Origin of the sequence: Aporhodopirellula rubra (assembly GCF_014192335.1) — a bacterium.
GTDB lineage: Bacteria > Planctomycetota > Planctomycetia > Pirellulales > Pirellulaceae > Rhodopirellula > Rhodopirellula rubra.
The window spans coordinates 169795-191847 of sequence record NZ_JACHXU010000016.1 but is presented as its reverse complement, the minus strand read 5'-3'; the positions used below and the strand labels follow the sequence as shown (position 1 = coordinate 191847).

The following is a 22053-nucleotide window of genomic DNA, read 5'->3' as shown; positions in this document are numbered from 1 at the left end:
TGTGCGTGGATGCCCCTGTCGCCCGCACATGCGGAGATCATCAACTATGCCGAGAAGGGGCGTCCTGAAGATCCTGGATTGGAGCTCCTGCAGGAAGATCCGCACGACATCATCCTGTTTAAAGAGTCGGCCGGTGGCGGTTGGGTGAAGACCCGTTTGCTCGACCTGCCCGGCCGATCGATGCCATCGAATCCGAAGGGGCAGTTGAAGTTTCGAATCATCGGAATTGAGACAAAAGACTTCGTTGCCAAATGGGACGATGTTGAGTTTATCGATTTTTGGGAAAAACGACTCGAGCGGGAGACCGCCGATCGAATCAAGGAAGGCGACTTCACGGGGGCGTACCCGTTTTTGGCGGTGCTGATCCGTGACTATCCCAGCCGGCCAAATTTGCGGACGTTGCGTTCGGAATTTCTGATGCGTGACGCCGGCAGTCGATACAAGAAAGGCGAGATCGGCCCGGCCTTGGCCATGCTCGAAGAACTGCATCGCTATGCACCGGAGTACAAGCCGCAGGCGGTCTTGGCCGCGATCGGCATGATGACCGACAGCCTGATGCAGAAACTGATGGACGAGAACAAACTCGAGTTGGCACAAAAATTACTGGCCCGACTCGAGAAGGATTACCTCGGCAAACCGTTGGCGTCGATCAAGAAATGGAATCAGATTTTTCTAGAGATGGCGCAAGAGCGACAGGCTGGCGCGATCGCGGCATTGAAAGCGGAGAACTTTCGTGAAGCCAGGCGCCTGTCACGCGAGAGCATTTACCTAAAACCGAGCATCGAAAACGGGAAGGAACTCGTTCGCAAGATTGACCAAATCTACCCGTTGGTGAACGTCGGTGTTTTGCAAACGGCGAAGGATCTTGATCCGACCCGGTTGGATAACTGGGCGGCTCGTCGTGCTGGGCGTTTGCTCTACCGCGTGTTGTTTGAAATGAAGGGCGCCGGACCGGAAGGTGGCGAGTACGAGTTTCTGTTTGGCGAAACGGAACAGAGTCCCGACCGGATGAATTTTTCCATGATGTTGGAACCAGAAAAACTGGAACCGCCTCTCAACGGGGTGGACGGGTTCTTCATTGCCGATCGTTTGGCGGCGCGGGTTTCTCCCGAATCGGATGTTTACTTTTCACCATGGGCGGCCGCTCTTGAGGCGATCGGGTTGGATGGTCCGAAGCAGATCGATTGTGTCCTCCGGCGACCCAACGTGTTGCCGTCGGCGTTAATTCAAATGACCGTTGACGGCAGTTGGTTTGGTGGCGAACCAGGGTCGCCGACCGGGGATTATCGCCGCGATGTCGTTGAGGGTGATGTGGTGCGTTACACGCTCGTGGGCGAGCAGCGAACGGCATCGCAACCTCGCGAGATCGTCGAAATTCGTACCGAGAGCGCGTCCGATGGTGTCGCCAAACTGCTCAAAGGTGAAGTCGACGTTCTGGATCAATTGTTCCCCGCGGATGCGGTACGCTTGGAAGGCAATCGTAAGATTCGTGTGGCGAGGTACCCGCTGCCGAGTGTGCATATGCTCGTCCCATGCAGTGACCACGCGTTCTTAGCCGAACGTACGTTCCGCCGCGCGTTGGTCTACGGTACCAATCGCCAAGACATTCTCAGCGGCGAATTGCTCGAGAGTCTGGAGGTGCCTGGTTGTCGAGTGCTGTCGGGTCCGTTCCCAGCAGGGATCGAGATGAACGACCCGCTCGGATACGCCTACGATCAGTCGATCGCTCCGCGTCGTTATGAACCGCGTTTGGCGAAGTTGCTGATGACGATGAATGCGAACCAGTTGGAAGCCACCGCGAACCGCAAGAAAGAGAAACCTGCGGAGTTGAAACCGATCCGTTTGGCGTTTCCACCCGAAAACCTCTCTCGAAGTGCTTGCGAAGCAATCAAGAGCCAGTGGGAATTGTTGGATCTGAAGATTGAGTTGATCGAGTTGCCCGTGGGCGAGGCGTTTCCTAAACCGGGGACTGCGGATTTGGCTTATGTCGCCGCGGCGGTTTGGGAGCCCATCATCGATGCACGACGTGTGCTCGGTCCCAAAGGCATGGCAGGCAGCACGGATCAGTTGATCGGGTTGGGCCTGCGTCGGTTGGAAGAATCGAAAAACTGGAAAGACGCGAGGGATCGCTTGCTCGACCTTCACTTCATTTCACACCATGAGTTGCCCGTGATTCCGTTGTGGCAACTCGTTGACTCTTATGCGTACAACCGCAACCTGCTCGGCGTCGGGTCGGAGATTGTGTCGTTGTACCAGAATGCCGAAAAATGGAGACTCAGCCAGTGATGTTTGACAACCACTCTCGACGTGCGGGCGGTTCGTCCACCAAGGCTGCTGTTGTCGGATTCGCGTTGATCGTCACCGTAATGGTCGGCGGTCTGTTGTGGACTTCACGTGGTCTCGCGATCAGCCCCGTTGTCGATTCAGTTGATGATCAGGGCACCGATTCGGCGGCCGCTCCTTCGTCAGGCGATGCCGCGACTCCCGATTTATTGGCCGAAATTGAAGAGCGTCCCGAAGAACCACCGCCGTTTGATTACGCGCCGTATCGCGTTTTGATTTGGGTTGCGTCGGACGATCCACGGATCAACACGAATTTGATTCGCGATGATCTATTGAGCTTTCTCGATCGAGATTTCTATTCGGTATGGCGGACCGTTGTTGCCGACGCTCCTCCCGCGGTTGCCTCGATTGCTCGACGAGATCTCAGTTCGATCACGTTTGCATCGATCGCGGCATCGGACCCGGTAATCGCACTTAAAAAGGGACATCCGGATTCATTGCGGATCCACTTCGCGTCGGATGCCGGCCGATTCCTGGATGAGATTCCGGGGACGCAAGGACGGATTCAAGACATCCTCAAACGGATCGATGAAAATCCGGAGTCGAAAACGACGCCGGCTAAGTTCGCGTGGAAAGAAAAACTGCGAGCGATTGATGGTGATGCCGTCGCGTTGCAGGAAATGTGGAAAGAGGAATCGACCGAGGCGATTTTGGTGTCTCGTGGGATGGCCGATACGCTGACGGACCCCAAGGCGAAACTGATCGTGCCCCCGCTCGACGGGCAAGTCGTGCAGGCGATCGAGCAGTTTGACAAAATCTACATCGCCCGGTTGAAAACGAAGGGCACACCGCCGAGCGTGGAGGTCATCGAACTCGATACGCTGATGCGGCACTTCGGTTCCGTCATGACCCGCGACATGATTTCCGTGGGCGCCGTCGCGGAGTCGGTCGGTGCAGCGGTCCGTGACGCGTTTTCCCCGATCGTTCGAATCGACAACGCCGGGCAGAAGTCGGCGACCGGTTTGGTACGTGCGTCTGGGTTGGCGTTGGACAAAAACTCACCCGCGCATGTTCGCGTCGGCGACGTGCTCGAGCCTTTGGTCCGAAAGGACGATCGCAATGGGAACCCGATCACGATCGGTCCGCTCGATTGGGCGTATCTGTACGTGACGGAAAAGAAAGAGAACATGGTCGAGATGGATTTCTTTGCCGGACGCATGGGTGGATTGCAAGGTCGTAAGAACAATCGGACTCATCGAATGGGCGTTGTCGTTCGTCCGCAATTGAAGGACACGATGTTGAGATTGCATGCGAAAGGCAAACCGAACGATCCCCTGATCGGTTATGAAATCTACGACAAGGAACTCGACAGCACTAGCATGACGTTCGTCGGTCGCACCGATTGGAACGGGAGATTGATGGTCGGTAAAATCGACCGCCCACTGCGTTTGCTCTATGTTAAGAACGGCGGCGCGGTGTTGGCGCGATTGCCGATCGTGCCTGGACACCATGAAATCTCCATCGCTGACCTCGCCGGTGACGACATGCGTCTGCAAGCGGAGGCCTACATTCGAGGTGTGCAAAATGCCATTATCGACTTGGTCGCGGTTCGCGAATTGTTCAAGGCACGTATCAGCATGCGGATCAAGGAAGGTAAGCTGAAGGAAGCCGACGAGTTGCTCGAGATGCTTCGAAACGAGCCCTCCAACGAAAAAATTGCCAACGACATGGGCAAAAAGCAGACAATGTTCCTCAAGGCGATCGGTCGCAATGCGAATCAGCAGCGGAAGGTCGACGAGATGTTCAGCACGACTCGAGAATTATTGTCCAAACACATTAACCCCAAAGTCGTTAACGATCTCGAAACGGCGTTAATCGAAGCTGAGAAGAACGGGGGCGTACCCCGTTCGGAAGACGCGACTCCATCCGAGGAAACAACTCCACCCGAAGAGTGAGTCGCTCGGGATAACAGCCTTTCCATTTCCACGAAAAACTATCGTTGAGCCGTTTTTAGTGAACCGTGATTCTCGCGAGCCGTCTGACGTGGACTCCTTTGTCGATGCATCTTCGACAACGGCGTTGGTCGTTGCGTCCAAGGGCGGCAACAACGAGGCGTTGGGCGTTCTGCTGAGTCGGTATCGTGGATTTCTACTGATGTTGGCTCACCGTTATCTCTCGGATCAATTGCGACGGCGAATCGATCCCGCCGACATCGTGCAGGTCACGTTTCTCGAAGCGAAGCGTGACCTTGGTGCGTTTCGTGGCGAGACGCCGGCGGAGTTCGCCGGTTGGTTGCGTGGAATGTTGAAAAACAATGTTGCCTCTGCCCTGTCGCATCATGTGATGACGCAGAAGCGGAGCATGAAGAAAGAGGTTCATGCGGCGGCCGGTAACGGCGAATCAGAGTCTCGCGAAAATTGGATCGCTCAATTGCCCGGTGGCATCACCAGTCCTAGCGGCGTGGCCGTGCGAGAGGAGGCGGTGGTGGCGATGATGGAGGCGTTGCATCAATTGCCCGAAAACCAAGCCGAAGCGATTCGACTGCGGTACATGGAAGGGTTGCCGCTGAAAGAAATCGTCGAACGGATGGGCAAGAGTGAGACGGCCGTCGCCGGTTTGCTCAAACGGGGTTTGCAAAAAATGCGAACCCTGCTCGACACCGGTAGTAGTCCGTGGTGGGCGACATGAGCGGTGGTCACTCCGACGACGTGACACCTCAACCCGCGGATGAGGAATCGCAGGTTGATGAAGCGTTCGCGTTGTATTTGAAGGCGTGTGATAGCGGTGAGCTGAGTTCCCGCGAAGACTTTCTCAAACAGTTTCCGAGTCTTTCGGGGCAATTGCGAGAACTGATGGATGCGGCTGACTTGATTGGTCAGTACACGCACACCGGCAACCCTCTGGAATCATCGCCGGCGAAACAATCGTCCACGGATCCAGAGAACGATGTCGCCGACGAAGAGGCGATTAATGACGGCGATGAGACCGCGAGTAGCTTTCTCGACTTTGCATCGATCGATGATGTGCCTCCCATTCAGGCGAACTGGTTTCCCGAGGTTAATATTTCGAAGGGAAACATCGACGGCGAAACGGTCGGAATGGATGAGCTCGGCCCTGATGAAACGACAGGTGATTTCTCAGGGCTCGACCCCCACGCGACGTTGCCGGTGGCGAACCGGCCTCGCGGTCAAGACGGACCTTCACTGCCGTTCGAGATGGAGGACTACACCCTGTTGAAAGTGTTGGGTGTTGGCGGCATGGGCGTCGTCTACCTTGCCAAACAACGTGACCTCGATCGATTGGTCGCGGTGAAGATGATCCGCAGTGGGATGTTGGCGGGGAAAGATGAGGTCCGTCGGTTTTACACCGAAGCCAAAGCCGCGGCCCGTTTGCGACACCCCAACATCGTTGCAGTGCATCAGTTCGGTCGCCGTGCCGGGCACCATTTTTTTTCGATGCAGTACATCGAAGGGAAAGACTTGCAACGTGTGCTGAAGAAGGGGCCGTTACCGCCGCGCCGCGCCGCAGAAATTGTTCGTGATGTTGCTCGCGCGATCGAACACGCACATAGCCGCGGTGTGCTGCACCGGGACTTAAAACCAGGAAACGTGATGATCGACCAGAACGGTCAAATCCACGTTACCGATTTCGGTTTGGCGAAACACGTCGATGCCGACAGCAGTCTGACGGGCACGGGTGAAGCGGTCGGAACACCGCACTACATGGCACCCGAACAAGCGGTCGGTAACAGCGACGGTGCGACTCACCAGAGCGATATCTATTCGCTCGGCGGGATCCTGTTTGCCGCGGTCGCGGGACGTCCGCCGTTGGTGGGCGATACGGTCATGCAAACGTTGATGCGTGTGGCTCACCATCCCGCGCCGGCGCTGCGATCGGTTTGTCCGCACGTGGATGCTGATCTCGAGGCGATCGTTGAAAAGTGTTTGGAGAAACAACCGCAATTGCGATACGCCAGTGCGGGAAAACTCGCTGATGATCTCGATTGCTATCTTACAGGAGATTCCATCGCCGCCCGGTCCAAGGGGCGGGTTGGGAAATTGATTCAGTGGATACATCAGGTGCCGGTCGTCGCGGCACTGACCGGGCGGCCGTCGACCGATGCGCCGCTCGGGCAACGACGACTGCAATCCAGCCTTGTGGTGATGATGTTTGTCCTGCCACTGCTGTTTTTGTTAGGCAATTGGTGGCACCAACACCGGATCGCCGCGATGCCGCAGCAGGTGCGGTTGGCGGGCGGGCTTGTCGGTGGGTTGTATACCGTGGCGTCCCAACATTTGGCTGATGCGATCGGCAGTGGCACCGGTTCTGTGTGTGAAGTCATTCCCACCTCGGGAACGATGGACAATCGCTCGCGTTTGTTGTCAGGCGAAGTGCAGTTGGCTCCGATGCAGGCGTCCGCGATTGGCGGGAGTCAGCTCGCCGTAGTGGCACCGTTGTTCTATGAAGCGGTGCATGTTTTGGTCCGTCGCGATGGTCCGATCCGTTCGATCGTTGACCTCGCCGGTCATTCGATTGCGGTCGGTCCTGATGGCAGCGGGTCCCGACGTGCTGCGGAGTTGATCTTGGATTCGTTGCAACTCGATGAGGCCGCGTGTCCTCGTGTTGTGATTGAGTGGCCTGAACTTAACGATGTGTCCTCCCCGCCGGACAATGAACACGAGTTGCCGTCGGTTGCGATTATTTGCATCGGGCCCGGCAGCGAGTTGGTAAGAAGTTTGCTCAAGGGAGGAAACTGGGATTTGCTGCCAGTGACGGGGAGTGTTTCGATCGCGTTGCAGCACCCGACGCTGCGTCCGATGGCGTTGAAGCGGTCGGAGTATCCGACGCCACAGTTGCCCAATGCAGAGACCGCGCAGGACGCGTCGATGATCGAAACGTTAGGCACGACGGCGTTCCTGGTATGCCGACGTGACGCCTCCGACGCGTTAGTGCGGGCGACACTGGAAGCACTCTATCGCGAGCCGACTCTCGTGGGGCTGATTCCCGCAGGCAGGGCCGCCGAATGGCAGGGACTCGCGTTTCACCAAGCGGCGAGAGAGTATTTCAATTCGCTCGAGCCCTAACTGATTGAACTTGGGCAGGGTTGGATTGGGGTGCGGGGCGTCGAAACGAGGTGAGGGTAGATATCGAGCGGGGTCAAGCTTTCGCGGATCGTAGTTGGACCCGGTAGGACCACTGAACCGTCCGGACCTCTGCCATTTGTCGCGGTTGAATTTGAATACCCGCGTTTGAGGAATCTGTGTTGATCAGAGCTTCACCGATCGCGTCAAAACGAAAATTCGCGGGAGTGTCGTTTACCGAATCGCTGCCGGTTTCTTCGCGATACGAACTGCCCAACCACGCGTTGGCGTCATCGTTTTCAGCGCCCTTCACTTCGCCGGTCGCGAGTGGTTTGGAAAGACGGGCCGCCCAATCGAATCGCAGTGAAGGTGATGAAGCGTCTTCGCTGGCATCGTACTGCACACTGACGCTGAAGTGACTCGTGCCGCAGCATCCCACACCCAGGATCGTTGTCTTGCCGTCGATGACTTCCGTGGACAGTTGTTGAATCGCGGCGGAGGAGGGCCAATCGTCGTCGGCGCCACCTTCGAGGCTCGCACAACACGGAGTGGAGGCGTCGTTGCTATCGCGGAGAACGTGGGCGTAGCGATCACCCTGCCATGTGAACTCAACGGCAGGTCCCGCGCCCTCGGGGCTGAGTCGATGGGGGACAGGAACTGATGTTGTGGTGGGACCGGTTGGATCGGTTTGAGAGTTCACAAGTAGGTTGGTCGTTTACGAGTTTGAGAGGGTATTGGGAATCAACGTGCCGCGGGCGAATCGTTCGACGAGTTGCAAGCCAGCTTGTTGGCTTTTCTCGGGGTGAAACTGGGTCGCGAAGAGATTGCCGCGTCGGACGGCGGCGCAGAACTGGCCTCCGTAATCGCATGTCAGGGCGACGACGTTTGGGTCCGTCGGACGCACGTAATACGAGTGCACGAAATAGAAGTGCGTTTGGGGTTCGATGCCCAGGTCTTCGCCGGCGGGGCCGACGTCGACGGTGTTCCAACCCATGTGTGGCACCTTATAGGACAGCGGCAATGTGAACTTGACCACATCACCCGGGATCACACCGAGGCCTTCGTAGGTGCCGTGTTCGAAGCCTTGTTCGAAGAGCATTTGCAGGCCGAGGCAAATACCGAGAAACGGTCGGTCGGCCGCGAGGTAGTCCTTGATCGGCGCCTCAAGGTCACGGTTACGGATTTCGGAAATGGCATCGCCAAACGCACCGACGCCGGGAAGGATCAACCGTTCGGCGGCCGCGATTTCGGCCGCGTCGCTGGTGATGACGGCTTCCACGCCCGCTCGCTCGACCGCCTTTTGGACGCTCCGCAAATTTCCCATCTGGTAATCGACAATGGTGATCATCTTAGATTCTTAAACTCTCTGAAATTTCGCAATTTACTTCGTCAGCGCTGCGAGCACTCGCTGGAACGGGACGTCTTCGCAGACACCATAACCGGGATTCTTGAATAGTCGAAATCGTCGGAAAAAGGGCGTGCTCAGCCCACACAGGAATTTGGCTTGGTCGACGGGTTCTGCAAAGAGGTCAGGATATTGTCGGATCGCCGTTTCGAGCACCCCCAGAGCGGAGCGTCCGATCGAATCAGAGGGAACGATCTGGTTTGAAAAGGGTCCCTGGCACAAACAAACAGTACATCGGCCACATATGCGAGAGCGCCGGTGACCAAAATGTTCGGCCAATTCGATCGCGAGACAGCGATGACACTCGAGGAAACCCATCAATTGGCCGACGCGTTGGGCGTTGTTCTCAAATTGATCGAAAGCGTGTTGCCGGAGCGATTTAACTAAGGATTTTGGGCGTTTGATGCGTTTGATCCATTCGTACCCGTGCATCGAATCGGCGCTTTCGACGTTCCAGAGGCCCTCGATCGCGGTTTGTTCGATCGCCTCGATCAATTTTTCTCTTTCGATCCCGTGCTGTTCGGATGCCACAATCAGATTGACTCGGAACCCCCGACGACCTTTGGCGAGTGAAGCCAGAATGGCGCGAACGGCGTCCCGGTGGGAGGGTGAGCTTTCTTGGACGATTTTTTCGTTGGTGTATTTCGGTGTGATCCGGTAGGTGTCGTATCGCATCGGTAGGCATCGAACGTACCCCAGCGATTGCAACCGGATCAGCAGCGTGGCGACGGCGGGCGTCGAGAGATTGACTTCCCATCCGAGTTTGCCGAGGGCCAGGTAGAACCGGTCGGGTTGGCCGATCAATCGTTCGATCAGGCGGCTGAGCGCCGCGTCACTGGGCAGGTCACTGGCGGCGAGATTTCGCAGCGCCGTTTGGTCTTCGGCAACCAACAGGGTTTCGCATTCACACGGTTTTCCGTCGCGTCCCCCCCGGCCGATCTCTTGGCTGTAGGCCTCGATCGACTGCGACGGGTTGTAGTGAATCACGCGGCGGATGTTCGCTTTGTCGACGCCCATGCCGAACGCGATCGTGCCGATCAAAACCGAATTGTCCGATTCAATAAACTCTCGCTGGACATCGTCTCGTTCGGCCGCGGATAGCCCGGCGTGGTACACGAGGGGTGCGAAGCCGCTCTCCCGCAGCGTATCGGCGAGTTGATCGGCCGTGTTTCGCCGTGTGACGTAAACCAGTGTGGAGTTTCGTCGTTTGCTGCGGGATGGGCTGGCCGTGCCGCTACGGCGAGTCTTCTTTTTCGGGGGGCCGCCGAGTCGGTCGATCAGGATCTGGTCGCGTTGGTCCGTTCGCGTCGGGGTGCAGTGCAGCCGTAGGTTGGGGCGGTGAGTTGATAAGCGAATCGTGTTCTTGGAGTCGATCGAAAATGCGCCGCGAATGTCTTTGACGACCGCCGGAGTGGCCGTTGCGGTGAGAGCGAGGGTTTGCCCAATTCGGTAGCGTTCGACGAGTTCGGGCAGTCGCAGATAGTCGGGACGAAAATGGTGCCCCCACTGGCTCATGCAGTGGGCCTCATCGATGGCGAGCATCGAGAGCGGGAGGTCACCGATCTGAGCCGCAAATCGCTCGTTGAAGAAACGTTCGGGGGCGAGATACAGCAGTTTGGCTTCGCCGGAGCGGACCGATCGCCAGGCATCACGGAATTCATCGGGCGAGACTGATTGATCGATCCGGACGGCTTTGATCGATTTGTGGGCCAGCGAATCGCACTGGTCTTTCATCAACGAGACCAGCGGCGAGACGACGACGGTGAGGCCCGGCAGCACTTGGCTGGCCAGTTGATAACAGAGGCTTTTGCCGTGTCCGGTGGGCAGGACGGCCAAAACGTTATGCCCGCGGAGCACCCTTTCGATCACTTTCCGCTGGGCCGGGAGCAGGCCGTCGTGCTCGAATCGGTGGCGGAGGATTTTTTCGGCGGCCCGCCATCGCGAATCCAATTCGGCTTGGTCGAGGCTGCCATCTGCCATCGATCCGCGATGGTTCTCGTCAATATTCACGCCGGCCATGATACCCGCCCCTCGTCACCCGCACATCCTGGCGTCATGATAGGTGCGGTGTGCGGATTGCGGCTCTTGGCGGTTTTTCCTGCTCATCATTGAACGGCTGAGGTCGTTCCGCCCTTTTTTGCTTTCGAGCGTTTTCTTCCGACCCCTTTCTTCCCCTTTTTCGCCCATGGCCGCGACCTACAAAGATGCGGGCGTCGATCTCGACGTTTACGCCGAATCGATGAGCCGATTGCCCCGGTTGATGCACCGCACGTTCAGCCCCCGAGTCCTGCCGAGCGATGGCGGATTCGCCGGTCTGTTTCAACTGGATTTCGCGGGCAAATTGTTCGCACGCAATTACGAAGAACCGGTCCTCGTCAGCGGCACCGATGGGGTGGGAACCAAACTCGTCGTAGCCCAATCGCTCGACCGGCATGACACCGTCGGCATCGACCTCGTCGCGATGTGCGTCAACGACTTGATCTGCACGGGTGCCGAACCACTGTTCTTCCTCGATTACGTGGCGATGGGACGTGACGATCCCGCACGGTTGGAACGGATCGTATCGGGAATCAGCGACGGATGCGTGGCCGGCGATTTGGCGCTACTCGGCGGTGAGACCGCGATCATGCCGGACATGTACGGCACCGACGATTATGACCTCGCCGGGTTCGCCGTCGGTGTGGTCGAACGCAAGCGATTGATCGACGGGCATCTGATCTCACCCGGCGACGTGGTGTTAGGTTTGGAAGCAACGGGACTGCACAGCAACGGGTTCTCGCTGGTCCGTAAAGTCATCGCGGATGCCGGCGCCGGATGGGACGATTGTCCGGAAGAGTTTGGTGGTGAATCACTCGGCGATGTTTGTTTGAAACCGACGCGTATTTACACTGCGGCGATCCGTGCGATTCAGTCGCACTATCGCGTCAAGCAAGTGCTGCACGGGATCGCTCACATCACCGGCGGCGGCATCGAAGAGAACCTCGATCGGATTTTGCCTTCGGGAGTCGATGCTGAAATCGATCCCACGTCATGGACCCCGAACCCGATTTTTAGTTGGGTGCAAAAACACGGCCAAGTCGAAACGTCGGAGATGCGGCGTGTCTTCAACATGGGAATCGGTATGGCGATTGTCGTCAACGATTTCTACGCATCGAGCATCACGACCCAACTGTCATCGCTCGGTATCGAATGCCATCGCATCGGTGCCATCACCGAAGGCACCGGCAAGGTCCGCTACGCCGAGTAAACAAGCTCTGCAAAAACATGCTCGCATCACATAAGTGATTGCGATGGCATGCTCGATCGTCGACACGTCACTCGGGTTTGGTAAGTATCCGAATTTCGCGATGACACGACTGCGTGTGATTAGTTGCTGTGTTGTATGGTGGGAATCGACGTCTATCTGGCGCTAGCTAACGACTTACTTGATTGGCTTGATAAACTTATTCAGCTCATCAATTACTTCTTTGGCTGCTTCGAACCCTTGGACGTTGCGAAGACGGGTGAACAATCGAGAGACCCCCCAATATCGTTTGAGAGTTTTGCCTTCAGGTTCCGCTCCTGGTGGCCCAGGTAACGTTGAAACACTGCATCGGCGGAGCTTGATGGCACCACGAAATGCATCACTTGCATCGAGTACGACGTACAGACGATGAGGGCAGGTGACACGCGGTTTGTCATTCGGCAATTGAATTACTCGCAACTTCCAGGCTTTCGCTGGTTCCCAGGACAAGGTTCAGAACCTGCTTTCGATCGGCCAACCTGCGGGGAATCGGCTAGATGTTCTCAATCGTTCGGCCGCTGTCGTTAGAAAGGCGTCGCCTGGTTGATATGCATCTGCAATTGACTGATCCTTCGCCACTCGATCAGTGGCGAGTTCGACTTTGGTGACCGGCCCTGTTGTCGCCCTCCCCACTGTCGCCCCTTGCGGCGTACGCGAGTCCGAACGACCACAGCTCACTGATTATCTTGCAGGCGTCCCGGCCGGTCCATCGATGACTGTCGGCCGAACGCCTGCGTGATTCGGTTGGTATTACCAGCGGATTGAGATTCCACCGACTTGAACGCTGCCACCCGAAGGAGAGGGCAATCCGAGTGCTCGAGCTACGTTGCTGGTTGCTTGAGAGACGGTCGATGCCGCAAGTCTCGCCCCGTTCTGCAACGCGTCCGAAATGGAGTTGACGTTCGTTGTCAACGCGCCAATCCCGCGAGCCACGTCGTCAGCGGTTGTCCAGGAGATGCTGTTCCACATAACGTTTGCGACACTGCGATAGCTGAGGTTCAACTGGCTCGACAAAGCCCGAGCGATCCCGGCGGCATCTCGCGATACGCTGCCCAGGCCTTGCGAGATCTGGTTCGATGTCGTCCATGAAATCGACCACATCGAGGAGGCAATTGTATTGAGGTTACTCGAGACGTTGTTCTTAAGTGCGTTGGCGATGCCGCTGACATCTCGCGAAACGCTTCCCAGGCCTTGCGCGATCTGGTTCGATGTCGTCCAAGAGATCGACCACATCGAGGAGGCAATCGTATTGAGGTTACTCGAGACGTTGTTCTTGAGTGCGTTGGCAATGCCGCTGACATCTCGCGAAACGCTTCCGAGCCCTTGTGCGATCTGATTCGTCGTCGTCCAAGAAATTGACCACATCGAGGAGGCAATCGTGTTGAGGTTGCTCGAGATGTTGTTCTTGAGTGCGTTAGCGATGCCGCTGACATCTCGCAAAACGCTTCCGAGGCCTTGCGCGATCTGGTTGGTGGTCGTCCAAGAGATCGACCACATCGAGGAGGCAATCGTGTTGAGGTTGCTCGAGATGTTGTTCTTGAGTGCGTTGGCGATGCCGCTGACATCTCGCGAAACGCTTCCGAGGCCTTGCGCGATCTGATTGGTGGTCGTCCAAGAGATCGACCACATTGAAGAAGCAATTGTGTTGAGATTGCTAGACACGTTATTCCTGATCGCATTGGCGATGCCACTCACATCTCGTGAGATGCTTCCTAGGCCTTGTGCGACATGATCCGCGTTCGTCCACGGAATGTTGCGGTATAGGGTTGCGGCAATTTGATCCAACGTCACACCGGCTCGGGTGTTCAGGGCTGCTGCAATTTGCCCAATGTCACGGCTGAGGTTTCCGAGTGCACCGGCCACATCTTGAAGTGAGGCACCGGCTTGGTTGAAAAGATTTCTCGCAATGTCCGAGAGGCCAAAGCCGAGCTCTTTGAGTAACTGCGCAACCTGCCCGGCACTGGCGGCGGCTTCACGGCGCAACAGACTGGTTAACTCACCGACCCCCACGTTGAGTTCACGAAAGAGTGTCTTGCCGATATCGGCGACCGACGCTCCGACATCATTCTTGAGGACACGCACCACTTCCCCAAGTCGCACGTTCATGTTTCCATGTAGGATTTTGGCCGTGTTGGTTAAATTCACTCGCAGGTCTTGGATCATCGCCCGCGCCGTGCCACCGATGCTTTGCAGGTCCTGATAGAGCAGGACCGCAGCTGCGGCTGCGATGTGCGGGTCCAAAGGAGCCCCTGCGTAGACGGCGAGTTTGCCTTCTCGTTGAAACTGTTCCTTGAACGAATTCAACTGATCCTGAATGTCAGCCATGGTGCCGACTTCGTAGCGATAGAGCGGTCGCTCGATCTCGCGTTGAACACTTCGCTGGATACCGAAGTTCAGCAAACCGACTTCGCCTTTCAATCCCAGGTTGAGGTCCAGCCCCGCCGTCACGAGCAAATTATCGGGCGTGAGTTGACGCAATTTCGTGTCCGAATTCGGTTCGGTAATGAAGGTGAATCCTCCGAACGCCTCCAATCCGATTTCAGCCGTCACTCGCACGAGATCTAAGACGAAGAAGAGGTCCCCTTCCCCGACAATTTGTCCTGTAATCCCACCGCCGAATGTAATGTTCGCTTGATCGCTCACTTCGTTGACGGGATCCGCTTCGACATAGAAACCTTGGGTGTCAATCCCCATCTGAACGTCAAACTCGAAGAACATGCTGGGGATCAGGTTGACCTCCATCGTGACATTTGCGATTCCGAGATAGCTGAACAGAAGCGTCTCGGGCATGACGGTGATGGGCGTTCCATCAGCCTGAAAACGCTGGTGTAAATCCAGACTCAGAATTTCATAAGACTGGCCGCTGAGCAAACGGGTGAGGTTGACCGGCTCGAACAGATCAAACCCGAGATCAAATCGATTGCCGTTCTCATCTCTGGCCACGTCCGCCAGAGGTTTGCCACGGAACGCTTCCGGTGCGATCAAAAACTGAGCTTCCTCGGGAACATCCAATAGATCCAGCAGCGATTGCTCGAGTATTGGGATTTTGGTACCCAGCATCGTTTGCACCGCATCCGGCAATGGATTGTGTGTGGCAATTTCGTCGATCAATAATTGAAACAATGCGTCTTGCAGTGAATCGTTGGAACTGAGCAACGAAGCGATCGCAGCGATCGACTCGCTTTGAATTTCTAAATCAAACGTCTGGGTGACTGCATCAATATGGACATCGGCCGTCCACGAGAATTGGGACGGGAAGAGCCCCTGCAATCGGGTTGAAAGAAACGCAGGCAAACGCGAGAGCGGGTTGTCGAGTTGAAACTGAACCTCGGCGTCCGCGGTTGCCGCGAAATCAACTGCTCTCGAATCGGCCAACAAATCCGCTAGGTTCGTTGCATCTACCCCGGCCAAGTAGAAGCGTTCGTTTGCGATCGCGTCAAAATCGCTGAACATAAAATCCAAACTACTGACGAACAAATGCTGGTCGTCAGCCGAGGTGGCCTGGGCGGTGACGTTCGCGAGATTGGGGATGTGAGCCGTGCCATGAAGTTCACCATCGGCCGTCACGTTTACATTGACCGTCGACCCCTCGACAATAAAGAATCGCCCTTCATGATCGAGGCCGAATGTCAATTGATAGTCCACGTCAGGCGTGACAGTGAGAGTACCATCGAGCGTCAATCGGATTCCATCATGCGAACCTAGATTCCCAGCGGCGGATACGGTCAGCGGGTTGGCGAGCGATTGGGTGAAATCCATCGTCAGCACCAACAGGTCGCCATGGGTTCCCGCGTAGACTTCCTGAGCGGTGGCGACGGAATTGATTTCAATGCCACGGGCGCGTAAGTACTGTCGCGCATCACCTTGAACATTGCCGATGCTGTTCGCCGAGCGAATTACCGGTGTGACGGCGGCTAGAATTTCATCGCCGACCGCGGGGATCGTTCCGAGCCCATTCAAGTTGCTGCCGATTGCCGACGAGATTTCTCCAAAATGGTTGGCGGCTTGGACCGCTAGTAGATTGAGTAGTTCTTCATCGTTGCTAAAGGATGTCGTCGCGAGCGAGTTTGCCGCGAAGGTCTGATCAATCAACGATGCTAGATAGATGGCGGCCGGCGTGTCATTGGAAACCCCCGTCGTCAAAGGAGAGGCAGTCATGACCCGTCTTTCCTCCAGGTTTTGCAGGATCATGACACGGTTCTTGCTAGCCGTGTCGTGCCCTTTCCTGCGACGTGATCGGGAGCGGTCAGAGAAAAACTTTACCAACATGCCTCGGTTGCTTCGATTCATTTCACATGACTCCAGGTCCGGGATCGTCTTCGACGCGAAGTGCGTCTCGAATTCCCTGAGCTAGAGATGTGAAGCGTTCGTCCAATACGGACAAGAAATCTACAAAGATTTTTTTTCCCGAGCTTTGGCGTCGATCGGCGTAATTCCAAACGCCTAACTTCACCTCCCAGGCGACCGCCCAACGGAGGCACAACGTAGCTCGTTACTCGCAGTCGCAACGTGTGGGGCGACACCAAATTCCGTTACCGCCCTGGCGGTTTAGCAATCACGATTTGGCTGTTCGGCAGACGTGAACGGTCAGTGCTCCTTCGTCGTGAGCCAGCGTGATCCAGAAACGGCAATGATAGGAAGAACGTGCGGCCCACCATCTGGTTGTTGGGCCGCCAAAAGTTTGACGTTGACTGGCAATGTGTTTGGACTGGCAATGTGTTTGTGTCGCTTTCATCCCGAAGAGATTGTCAGAAATTAGCCGGTGGTTTGAGCGAAGCGAACACCACCGGAAACAGATGGATCGACAACCTGTTGAACCTGGAAGGGTCATCGAATCTGCGACCCTTTCAGGGGCGGTGGTTCGTTTTTTTCGTCCCCGGGGGTGCGCTGCTGCGCAGCAACCCCCGGCGAATCTCTTCCATCCCTCCGGGATAGCATTCCCAATTGCGGAACAAAACGGACAGGTGAAAACGTGTCGGACCGACCTTTTGGCGTCCAAGCCAGCGCCACGACAGGCAATGCACTGGAAGACTTCTGCTTACATGCTAATACCTGCTGCTGAACTTCTATCGGCGTAACGCGTTTGCTGAAAAACTGAGTTTCGAAGCGATGCGATTTTGTGTTTGGGGTTGCTCCGGTGGCTGGGTTTGGGTCGCATGGTGGGGATCGTTATCCGGGGCGATCGACAACGCATCTTTGCTTAGGACTCTCTTGCATGCTTTCTGAATCTTCCGCCGCTGTTAGGCCGTTTTTGGTTTTCTGTCTTTCTGCAATGACGCTGGCCTTTGCCAATGGCGCTGAGCCGGTTTCATTGGATTGGGACGTGACGGCGACGGGGACGGACGCGAGTCTTCGTGGCCTGTCCGCGGTCGATGATCGAGTCGTGTGGGCCAGTGGATCGAACGCGACGGTGATTCGGACCCGCGATGGCAGTAAGACTTGGACGCCGTGTGGTCCGAAAGGTTTTGGTGATCTCGAGTTTCGCTGCGTGCACGCGTTCGGTGCGGACGTTGCCTGCATCGCCAGCGCGGGTTCACCAGCGGTGCTGCTCCGAACCGAAGACGGCGGAGTGTCATGGCGAGAAACCTACCGCGCGTCGTCTCCGACGGCTTTCTTTGATGCCATGCGGTTCTGGGACTCACAACGAGGCATCGCAATCAGTGATCCGGTCGACGGGAAGTTGCTGGTCGTCGAAACGAGCGACGGCGGACAAACCTGGGAACGACTGACGAATGAACTCCCGCAGTCTCGGCCTGGTGAAGCGGCGTTTGCTGCCAGTAATTCGTCGCTGCACGTTGGCGAGCAGGGGCAACTGTGGTTTGGAACGGGCGGGAGCGAATCCGAGACCAGCCGTCTCTGTCTTCGTACCACTTGGGATGCCAAATGGACAACGGTCTCGGTGCCGATTCCCAGTTCGCAAGCGTCCGGGATCTTTTCGGTTGGCACGGTTCCAACGTCGACGGCAGGAAAAGAAGACAGCACTTTGGTGCTCGTCGGTGGAGACTATCGGGCTTCCGAAACGTCGAACGTCACCGCGTGCATCAGCCACGACCGGGGAGTCACGTGGCGTACGGTGAAGACGCAGCCTGCTGCGTTCCGAAGTGCGGTTATCGCAACTCCGCGGGGCGGCCCGTTGCCAGCGGGGCTGATCACCGTTGGTCCGTTCGGTACTGACTTTTCCCGCGACGCAGACGTCTGGGAACCGGTATCCCAGACAGGCTTTCATGCCTTGGCGGTTGGCCAGACGCAGGTCTTCGCATCCGGCTCGGATGGCCGCTTCGGTCGACTGATCGTTGTCGGCGATTGAGCGTTGTAGGCAATTGATCGAAGCGACCCGTTGGTACTGCCTCTAAGAATCAGACCTTGGCCGCCCGGCCCGCGAACCGCGTTTCTGATTCGCGACGAATCCTTTTCTCGGGCGTCTCCTTCTCTCGGACATCGCTTTGTCCTGCGCGCCCTGTCTTCGCGTGATTGTTGCCTGGGTAAATAGCAATCGATGTTCTGGTTCGTTCCTGTGGATACCTATGTTCCTACCCTACGGTACCGACGCTCCTGTCTACCACTATCCGGTGGCCACGATCGGTATCATTGCTGCCAACACAGTGTTGTTCGTGCTGACCGGCATGGGCGACTGCGGCGGCTACGATTGGTTGATTCTCGAATTTGACCGCATCAATCCGTTCCAGTGGGTTACCAGTGCGTTCATGCACGCGTCCTGGTCGCACTTGATCGGGAACATGATCTTCCTGTGGTGCTTCGGCCTCGTCATCGAGGGCAAGTTGGGTTGGAAGCGATTTAGCCTGCTCTATCTGGGACTCGCGCTTGCCGACGGAGCAATCGGGCAGATTCCGATGTTCGTGTTCACTGATGGTCAGGGCGGCGCGCTCGGTGCGTCCGGGGTGATCTTTGCGTTGCTCGCCGTGGCGGTGATCTGGGCTCCCCAAAACGACATCCACTTCTTTTACGTTTGGAGTTGGTTGTTTTATGGCACGATCGAAATCCCAATCAGCGTGGTCGCGTTCTTCTACTTTGCGATCGAATTCCTGCAAGTCGCTTGGACGGGGATTCGAATGTCGACACCCATGCTGCACTTGCTGGGGATGTCGGTCGGGATCCCGTTTGCAATCTTCATGCTCAAGCATGAGTTGGTCGACTGCGAAGGTTGGGATCTGTTTTCGCGATTAGGGATGCAGCCCTTCGGTGTAGGCCGTGTTTCAAACGAAAACGATACCGCGCAAGTAGACAGTGTTCTGCATCGTGTCCACGGTGCGTCGAAGCTTGCCGTCACCACCGCGATCACCGACGCGACAACTCAGGCCAAACGTGACCCGTGTGCGACAGCTTTTGAAGCTTTTGCCAACGCCGTTCGATCCGATCGCGTTGACGAGTCGATTGCATGTTTTGACCGTCTTCGTCAGAACGCGTGTGTCGCCGCGGTTCCCAATTCGACCTTGATCGCGTACGTCAATCAACTTTCCAAGAACGATCGGCACCGAGAGCGACTCTTGCCGCTTCGTTATTTGGCCTCGCGGTCTTCGAAGCATTCGAACAACGCACGTTTGCAGATCGCGGCGATCGAACTCCGGAACAATAACGACCCGCAGGCCGCGGTCAGGGCACTGCAGGAACTCAGGTTGCCGCTGTCGTCTCAAGTCGCAAGTGCGAAGGAGAAAATTCTTCGAGCAGCCAACACGCGACTTCGCCAACGTCAGGCACACGCAACCGATCCGACGTCATAGCGAGGTTCGCCGAGATCCACACGCCAAGTCATTCGATTCAACCTCCACTTCATCGTCCTCGCCTGCAACGCAGCCATGCACGTTGCAAGTTTTGTCGGTTCACACGCCGTTCCAATTGGGAGCTAATTATGTCGAGCAGCGCTCAAACAAAATGCCCATGCTGTCTGAAGCCAATGAGCAAAAGCGAAGAGAGTTGTCCGACATGCGGCTACCAAGAACGCGACATCTATTTGCGGAAATTGGAGGTGGAAGCCCAAGCGACACAGCATCTCTACCGAGCCAAAATGCTGCAAAAACTATTTCGAATCCTGCGAGTCTCGCACCTGCTGCGATAAGCAATCCCCGATTGATGAAACCAGCCACCGGTGTCGGCCACCGGAGCACTTCGAGGCCGACCTCGCATCTACCGGATCCGCGTCAAAACGACCACTAATCCCCTTTTTTTCGTCGAACTACTTCGGTTGCGCCCGCGTCACAACCTCCGTCCACCAAGCCGTTGAATTCGCCATCACCGGTGCCATCCGCCTCGGCATCCTCGCCTACGGCGGCGACACCATTTGGCGAATCCAGTGAGCGAAATGACGCAAACACTTCTGAATTCATGACGTTCACCTTGCGAATAGCCGATAAAATCTCGTATTTGCTAAAGTTCTCGCCCGATTGACGATTCGGAAGCGGAGATCAAAATGAGAGGTTAAGGAAGCATAATTAAATGCCTACGTTGCAACGAGAACCAGAACAACAAGTATTTTCAGTGGTGATCCTCGGAAATTTCAACCCGAAGATCTTTCATCCACTGTGGTATGCGCAGAATGAACTGATCGCTGGGCAAGAGATCGACGAGGCTGACGATGTCTTGAGTAGTTCCGAGGTGTCGATGTTCAATTGGCACGGGATCCACTTCCAAATCGAACAGCATCGTTTCGGATTGACGACCAAAGATGCAGCTCGAGTACCTCAATTGCGAGACTTGGCAATTGGGTCGTTTTCGCTTCTAGAGCACACACCGCTCTCGGCAATTGGGTTTAACTTGGAGAGCCGATTCCAGCTTCCGAGTCGAGACGCTTGGAATTCGGTTGGGGATCGACTGGCGCCGAAGGACCAGTGGCAGAGTATACTTGAGGATCCCGGAATGCTCAGTGTTGCGATGCTTGGAAAGCGAAAGGACTGCTCAGCGGATCGGATTTCGATTCGTGTCGCACCTGCCAGTGGATTGGAGAATGGTGTCGTCGTGAGCATCAACCAACATTATAATATCGAAACGGAACAGCGTATCTCTATCGCAGATCGAAACAACGAAGTCATGAGAGCTCTCAAAGACGATTGGAAATCATTCCGCAACTATGCGGAGTCGACTGCCGTTAGCTTGGCATGCGACGGTATCGAGCAAGCGGGGACAGGATCATGAACCTCCTGCTTAATGAAAGAAGCTCACTAGAAACGAATTCACATGTTCGTGAATCAATATCGGAGCCCGAGACGAAGCGATTGCGTAAGGGTGACTGGTGGTTTTTGGAGTCGTCAACACTTCCTGAGAATGCCTCCACAAACGGGGCAGAGCCAGACACCGAAAAATCAACCACGCCTCAATCGGAGGCAGCTCCTAAAACTGTTCGCCCCGTGAGCAAGGACGTTGGAATTGTCACCTTGGATGGCGATCGTAAGGTTTTGCTCCAGCAATGGGAATGCGTCGTACTGGAACGTCAACACGATGTCGTTTGTTGCGAGTTGTACGACTTAACCGATGAGTCGAATCCAGTCGAATACGCGGAGGTCTTGCTGAGTGAGTTTAATACATGGGACTTGCCCCTGCTGGTCGAAGGGGCTGTGTTTTACTGGAGCCTTGGGCACTTGAGACGGCAAACGGGCCAAGTTAAACGTTTCACGGAATTTCGTTTACGCCGCATGCCCAAGTTAGGCCAAGCGAAACGAAATGAGATTACACGGAAGGTCAAGAATCTAAGTGGACTTTTGCTCGGAAAATAGCGTCTCGTTTGTTCCTCCTAAAGCGGACGAATTCGAGCTTACGATTTTCGGACCAGGCGTGGGTGAGTGCATATTGATGCACCTGGGAAATGGTAACTGGTTCGTCATTGACTCGTGCCGTTTCCCACGCTCGAAAACACCTGCTGCCATTGCTTACCTTGAAAAGCTAAAAATCAATCCGTCGTCAGCGATTCAAAGCATTTTGGCGACTCATTGGCATGACGATCATGTAAAAGGATTGGCTGACATTGTTCGTCGATGTCCTCAGGCAACTTT

General features: G+C 56.0%; 15 protein-coding genes and 2 pseudogenes. 11 read left to right on the top strand and 6 right to left on the bottom strand.

What is annotated here, in order from left to right; genetic code table 11:
* The first annotated feature begins 9 nt into the window (after positions 1–9).
* Genes FHS27_RS20735 through FHS27_RS20720 form a run of 4 tightly spaced genes read left to right on the top strand, consistent with a single transcriptional unit; the run spans position 10 to position 7367 of the window.
* Positions 10–2286: an ABC transporter substrate-binding protein gene (locus tag FHS27_RS20735; protein WP_315854642.1), complete on the top strand. Its 2277-nt coding sequence runs from the start codon at positions 10–12 to the stop codon at positions 2284–2286.
* A complete protein-coding gene (locus FHS27_RS20730; RefSeq protein WP_246420394.1) occupies positions 2268–4238 on the top strand; it encodes a hypothetical protein in 1971 nt (656 codons plus the stop codon). Before FHS27_RS20735 ends, FHS27_RS20730 begins: the two co-directional genes overlap by 19 nt.
* Before the next feature lie 58 nt (positions 4239–4296).
* Positions 4297–4971 carry a sigma-70 family RNA polymerase sigma factor gene (locus FHS27_RS20725; protein ID WP_009103839.1) on the top strand — a complete coding sequence of 225 codons (675 nt, stop codon included), beginning with the start codon at positions 4297–4299 and terminating at the stop codon, positions 4969–4971.
* Positions 4968–7367, top strand: coding sequence for a serine/threonine-protein kinase (locus FHS27_RS20720; RefSeq protein WP_184306770.1), 2400 nt, complete (start codon positions 4968–4970; stop codon positions 7365–7367). The genes FHS27_RS20725 and FHS27_RS20720 overlap by 4 nt, the downstream gene beginning before the upstream one ends.
* A 73-nt stretch (positions 7368–7440) precedes the next feature.
* Here FHS27_RS20720 and FHS27_RS20715 read toward each other — a convergent pair whose 3' ends face one another.
* From FHS27_RS20715 to FHS27_RS20705, 3 genes are read right to left on the bottom strand one after another with little or no spacing between them, the layout of a single operon-like run.
* Positions 7441–8064, bottom strand: coding sequence for a hypothetical protein (locus FHS27_RS20715; RefSeq protein ID WP_184306748.1), 624 nt, complete (start codon positions 8062–8064; stop codon positions 7441–7443).
* Between the two features lie 15 nt (positions 8065–8079).
* Positions 8080–8712 carry an imidazole glycerol phosphate synthase subunit HisH gene (hisH, locus tag FHS27_RS20710; protein ID WP_184306747.1) on the bottom strand — a complete coding sequence of 211 codons (633 nt, stop codon included), beginning with the start codon at positions 8710–8712 and terminating at the stop codon, positions 8080–8082.
* Between the two features lie 33 nt (positions 8713–8745).
* A complete protein-coding gene (locus tag FHS27_RS20705) occupies positions 8746–10788 on the bottom strand; it encodes a RecQ family ATP-dependent DNA helicase (protein ID WP_184306746.1) in 2043 nt (680 codons plus the stop codon).
* A 166-nt stretch (positions 10789–10954) separates the two neighbouring features.
* On the opposite strand from FHS27_RS20705, the gene purM reads away from it, so the two are divergent.
* Positions 10955–12016: a phosphoribosylformylglycinamidine cyclo-ligase gene (gene purM / locus FHS27_RS20700; protein WP_009103830.1), complete on the top strand. Its 1062-nt coding sequence runs from the start codon at positions 10955–10957 to the stop codon at positions 12014–12016.
* A 180-nt stretch (positions 12017–12196) separates the two neighbouring features.
* Here purM and FHS27_RS20695 read toward each other — a convergent pair.
* A pseudogene (locus FHS27_RS20695) lies at positions 12197–12521 on the bottom strand (IS256 family transposase); the annotation flags it as partial.
* A 281-nt stretch (positions 12522–12802) separates the two neighbouring features.
* Positions 12803–16210: a hypothetical protein gene (locus tag FHS27_RS20690; RefSeq protein WP_184306744.1), complete on the bottom strand. Its 3408-nt coding sequence runs from the start codon at positions 16208–16210 to the stop codon at positions 12803–12805.
* A 1114-nt stretch (positions 16211–17324) separates the two neighbouring features.
* Between FHS27_RS20690 and FHS27_RS20685 the strand changes: the two genes are divergently transcribed.
* From FHS27_RS20685 to FHS27_RS20675, 3 genes are all read left to right on the top strand, one after another.
* On the top strand, positions 17325–18359 hold the full coding sequence (locus tag FHS27_RS20685) for a WD40/YVTN/BNR-like repeat-containing protein (protein ID WP_246420392.1): 1035 nt from the start codon (positions 17325–17327) through the stop codon (positions 18357–18359).
* A 217-nt stretch (positions 18360–18576) separates the two neighbouring features.
* Positions 18577–19791: a rhomboid family intramembrane serine protease gene (locus tag FHS27_RS20680; protein ID WP_184306742.1), complete on the top strand. Its 1215-nt coding sequence runs from the start codon at positions 18577–18579 to the stop codon at positions 19789–19791.
* A 173-nt stretch (positions 19792–19964) separates the two neighbouring features.
* Positions 19965–20126: a hypothetical protein gene (locus FHS27_RS20675; RefSeq protein WP_246420389.1), complete on the top strand. Its 162-nt coding sequence runs from the start codon at positions 19965–19967 to the stop codon at positions 20124–20126.
* 94 nt (positions 20127–20220) lie between these two features.
* On the opposite strand, the gene FHS27_RS20670 is transcribed toward FHS27_RS20675, so the two are convergent.
* Entirely contained in the window at positions 20221–20394 is a 174-nt protein-coding gene (locus FHS27_RS20670) for a hypothetical protein (protein ID WP_184306740.1), read from the bottom strand.
* A 109-nt stretch (positions 20395–20503) separates the two neighbouring features.
* Here FHS27_RS20670 and FHS27_RS20665 point away from each other — a divergent pair, with 109 nt between their 5' ends.
* The 3 genes and pseudogenes from FHS27_RS20665 to FHS27_RS31690 all read left to right on the top strand — a co-directional run.
* Positions 20504–21199, top strand: a complete 696-nt coding sequence (locus FHS27_RS20665) for a hypothetical protein (RefSeq protein WP_184306739.1) — start codon at positions 20504–20506, stop codon at positions 21197–21199.
* 212 nt (positions 21200–21411) lie between these two features.
* Positions 21412–21777 carry a hypothetical protein gene (locus FHS27_RS20660; RefSeq protein WP_184306738.1) on the top strand — a complete coding sequence of 122 codons (366 nt, stop codon included), beginning with the start codon at positions 21412–21414 and terminating at the stop codon, positions 21775–21777.
* A pseudogene (locus FHS27_RS31690) lies at positions 21755–22051 on the top strand (MBL fold metallo-hydrolase); the annotation flags it as partial. The gene FHS27_RS20660 and the pseudogene FHS27_RS31690, both read left to right, overlap by 23 nt.
* Between the last annotated feature and the right edge of the window lie 2 nt (positions 22052–22053).

What these genes read in the sequence shown, in the direction of transcription:
- FHS27_RS20735 (WP_315854642.1), top strand. Translation starts at nt 10, where the DNA reads ATGCCCCTGTCGCCCGCACATGCGGAGATCATCAACTATGCCGAGAAG.
- FHS27_RS20730 (WP_246420394.1), top strand. Translation starts at nt 2,268, where the DNA reads ATGGAGACTCAGCCAGTGATGTTTGACAACCACTCTCGACGTGCGGGC.
- FHS27_RS20720 (WP_184306770.1), top strand. Translation starts at nt 4,968, where the DNA reads ATGAGCGGTGGTCACTCCGACGACGTGACACCTCAACCCGCGGATGAG.
- hisH (WP_184306747.1), bottom strand. Translation starts at nt 8,712, where the DNA reads ATGATCACCATTGTCGATTACCAGATGGGAAATTTGCGGAGCGTCCAA.
- FHS27_RS20705 (WP_184306746.1), bottom strand. Translation starts at nt 10,788, where the DNA reads ATGGCCGGCGTGAATATTGACGAGAACCATCGCGGATCGATGGCAGAT.
- purM (WP_009103830.1), top strand. Translation starts at nt 10,955, where the DNA reads ATGGCCGCGACCTACAAAGATGCGGGCGTCGATCTCGACGTTTACGCC.
- FHS27_RS20690 (WP_184306744.1), bottom strand. Translation starts at nt 16,210, where the DNA reads ATGACTGCCTCTCCTTTGACGACGGGGGTTTCCAATGACACGCCGGCC.
- FHS27_RS20685 (WP_246420392.1), top strand. Translation starts at nt 17,325, where the DNA reads ATGACGCTGGCCTTTGCCAATGGCGCTGAGCCGGTTTCATTGGATTGG.
- FHS27_RS20680 (WP_184306742.1), top strand. Translation starts at nt 18,577, where the DNA reads ATGTTCCTACCCTACGGTACCGACGCTCCTGTCTACCACTATCCGGTG.
- FHS27_RS20675 (WP_246420389.1), top strand. Translation starts at nt 19,965, where the DNA reads ATGAGCAAAAGCGAAGAGAGTTGTCCGACATGCGGCTACCAAGAACGC.
- FHS27_RS20670 (WP_184306740.1), bottom strand. Translation starts at nt 20,394, where the DNA reads ATGAATTCAGAAGTGTTTGCGTCATTTCGCTCACTGGATTCGCCAAAT.
- FHS27_RS20665 (WP_184306739.1), top strand. Translation starts at nt 20,504, where the DNA reads ATGCCTACGTTGCAACGAGAACCAGAACAACAAGTATTTTCAGTGGTG.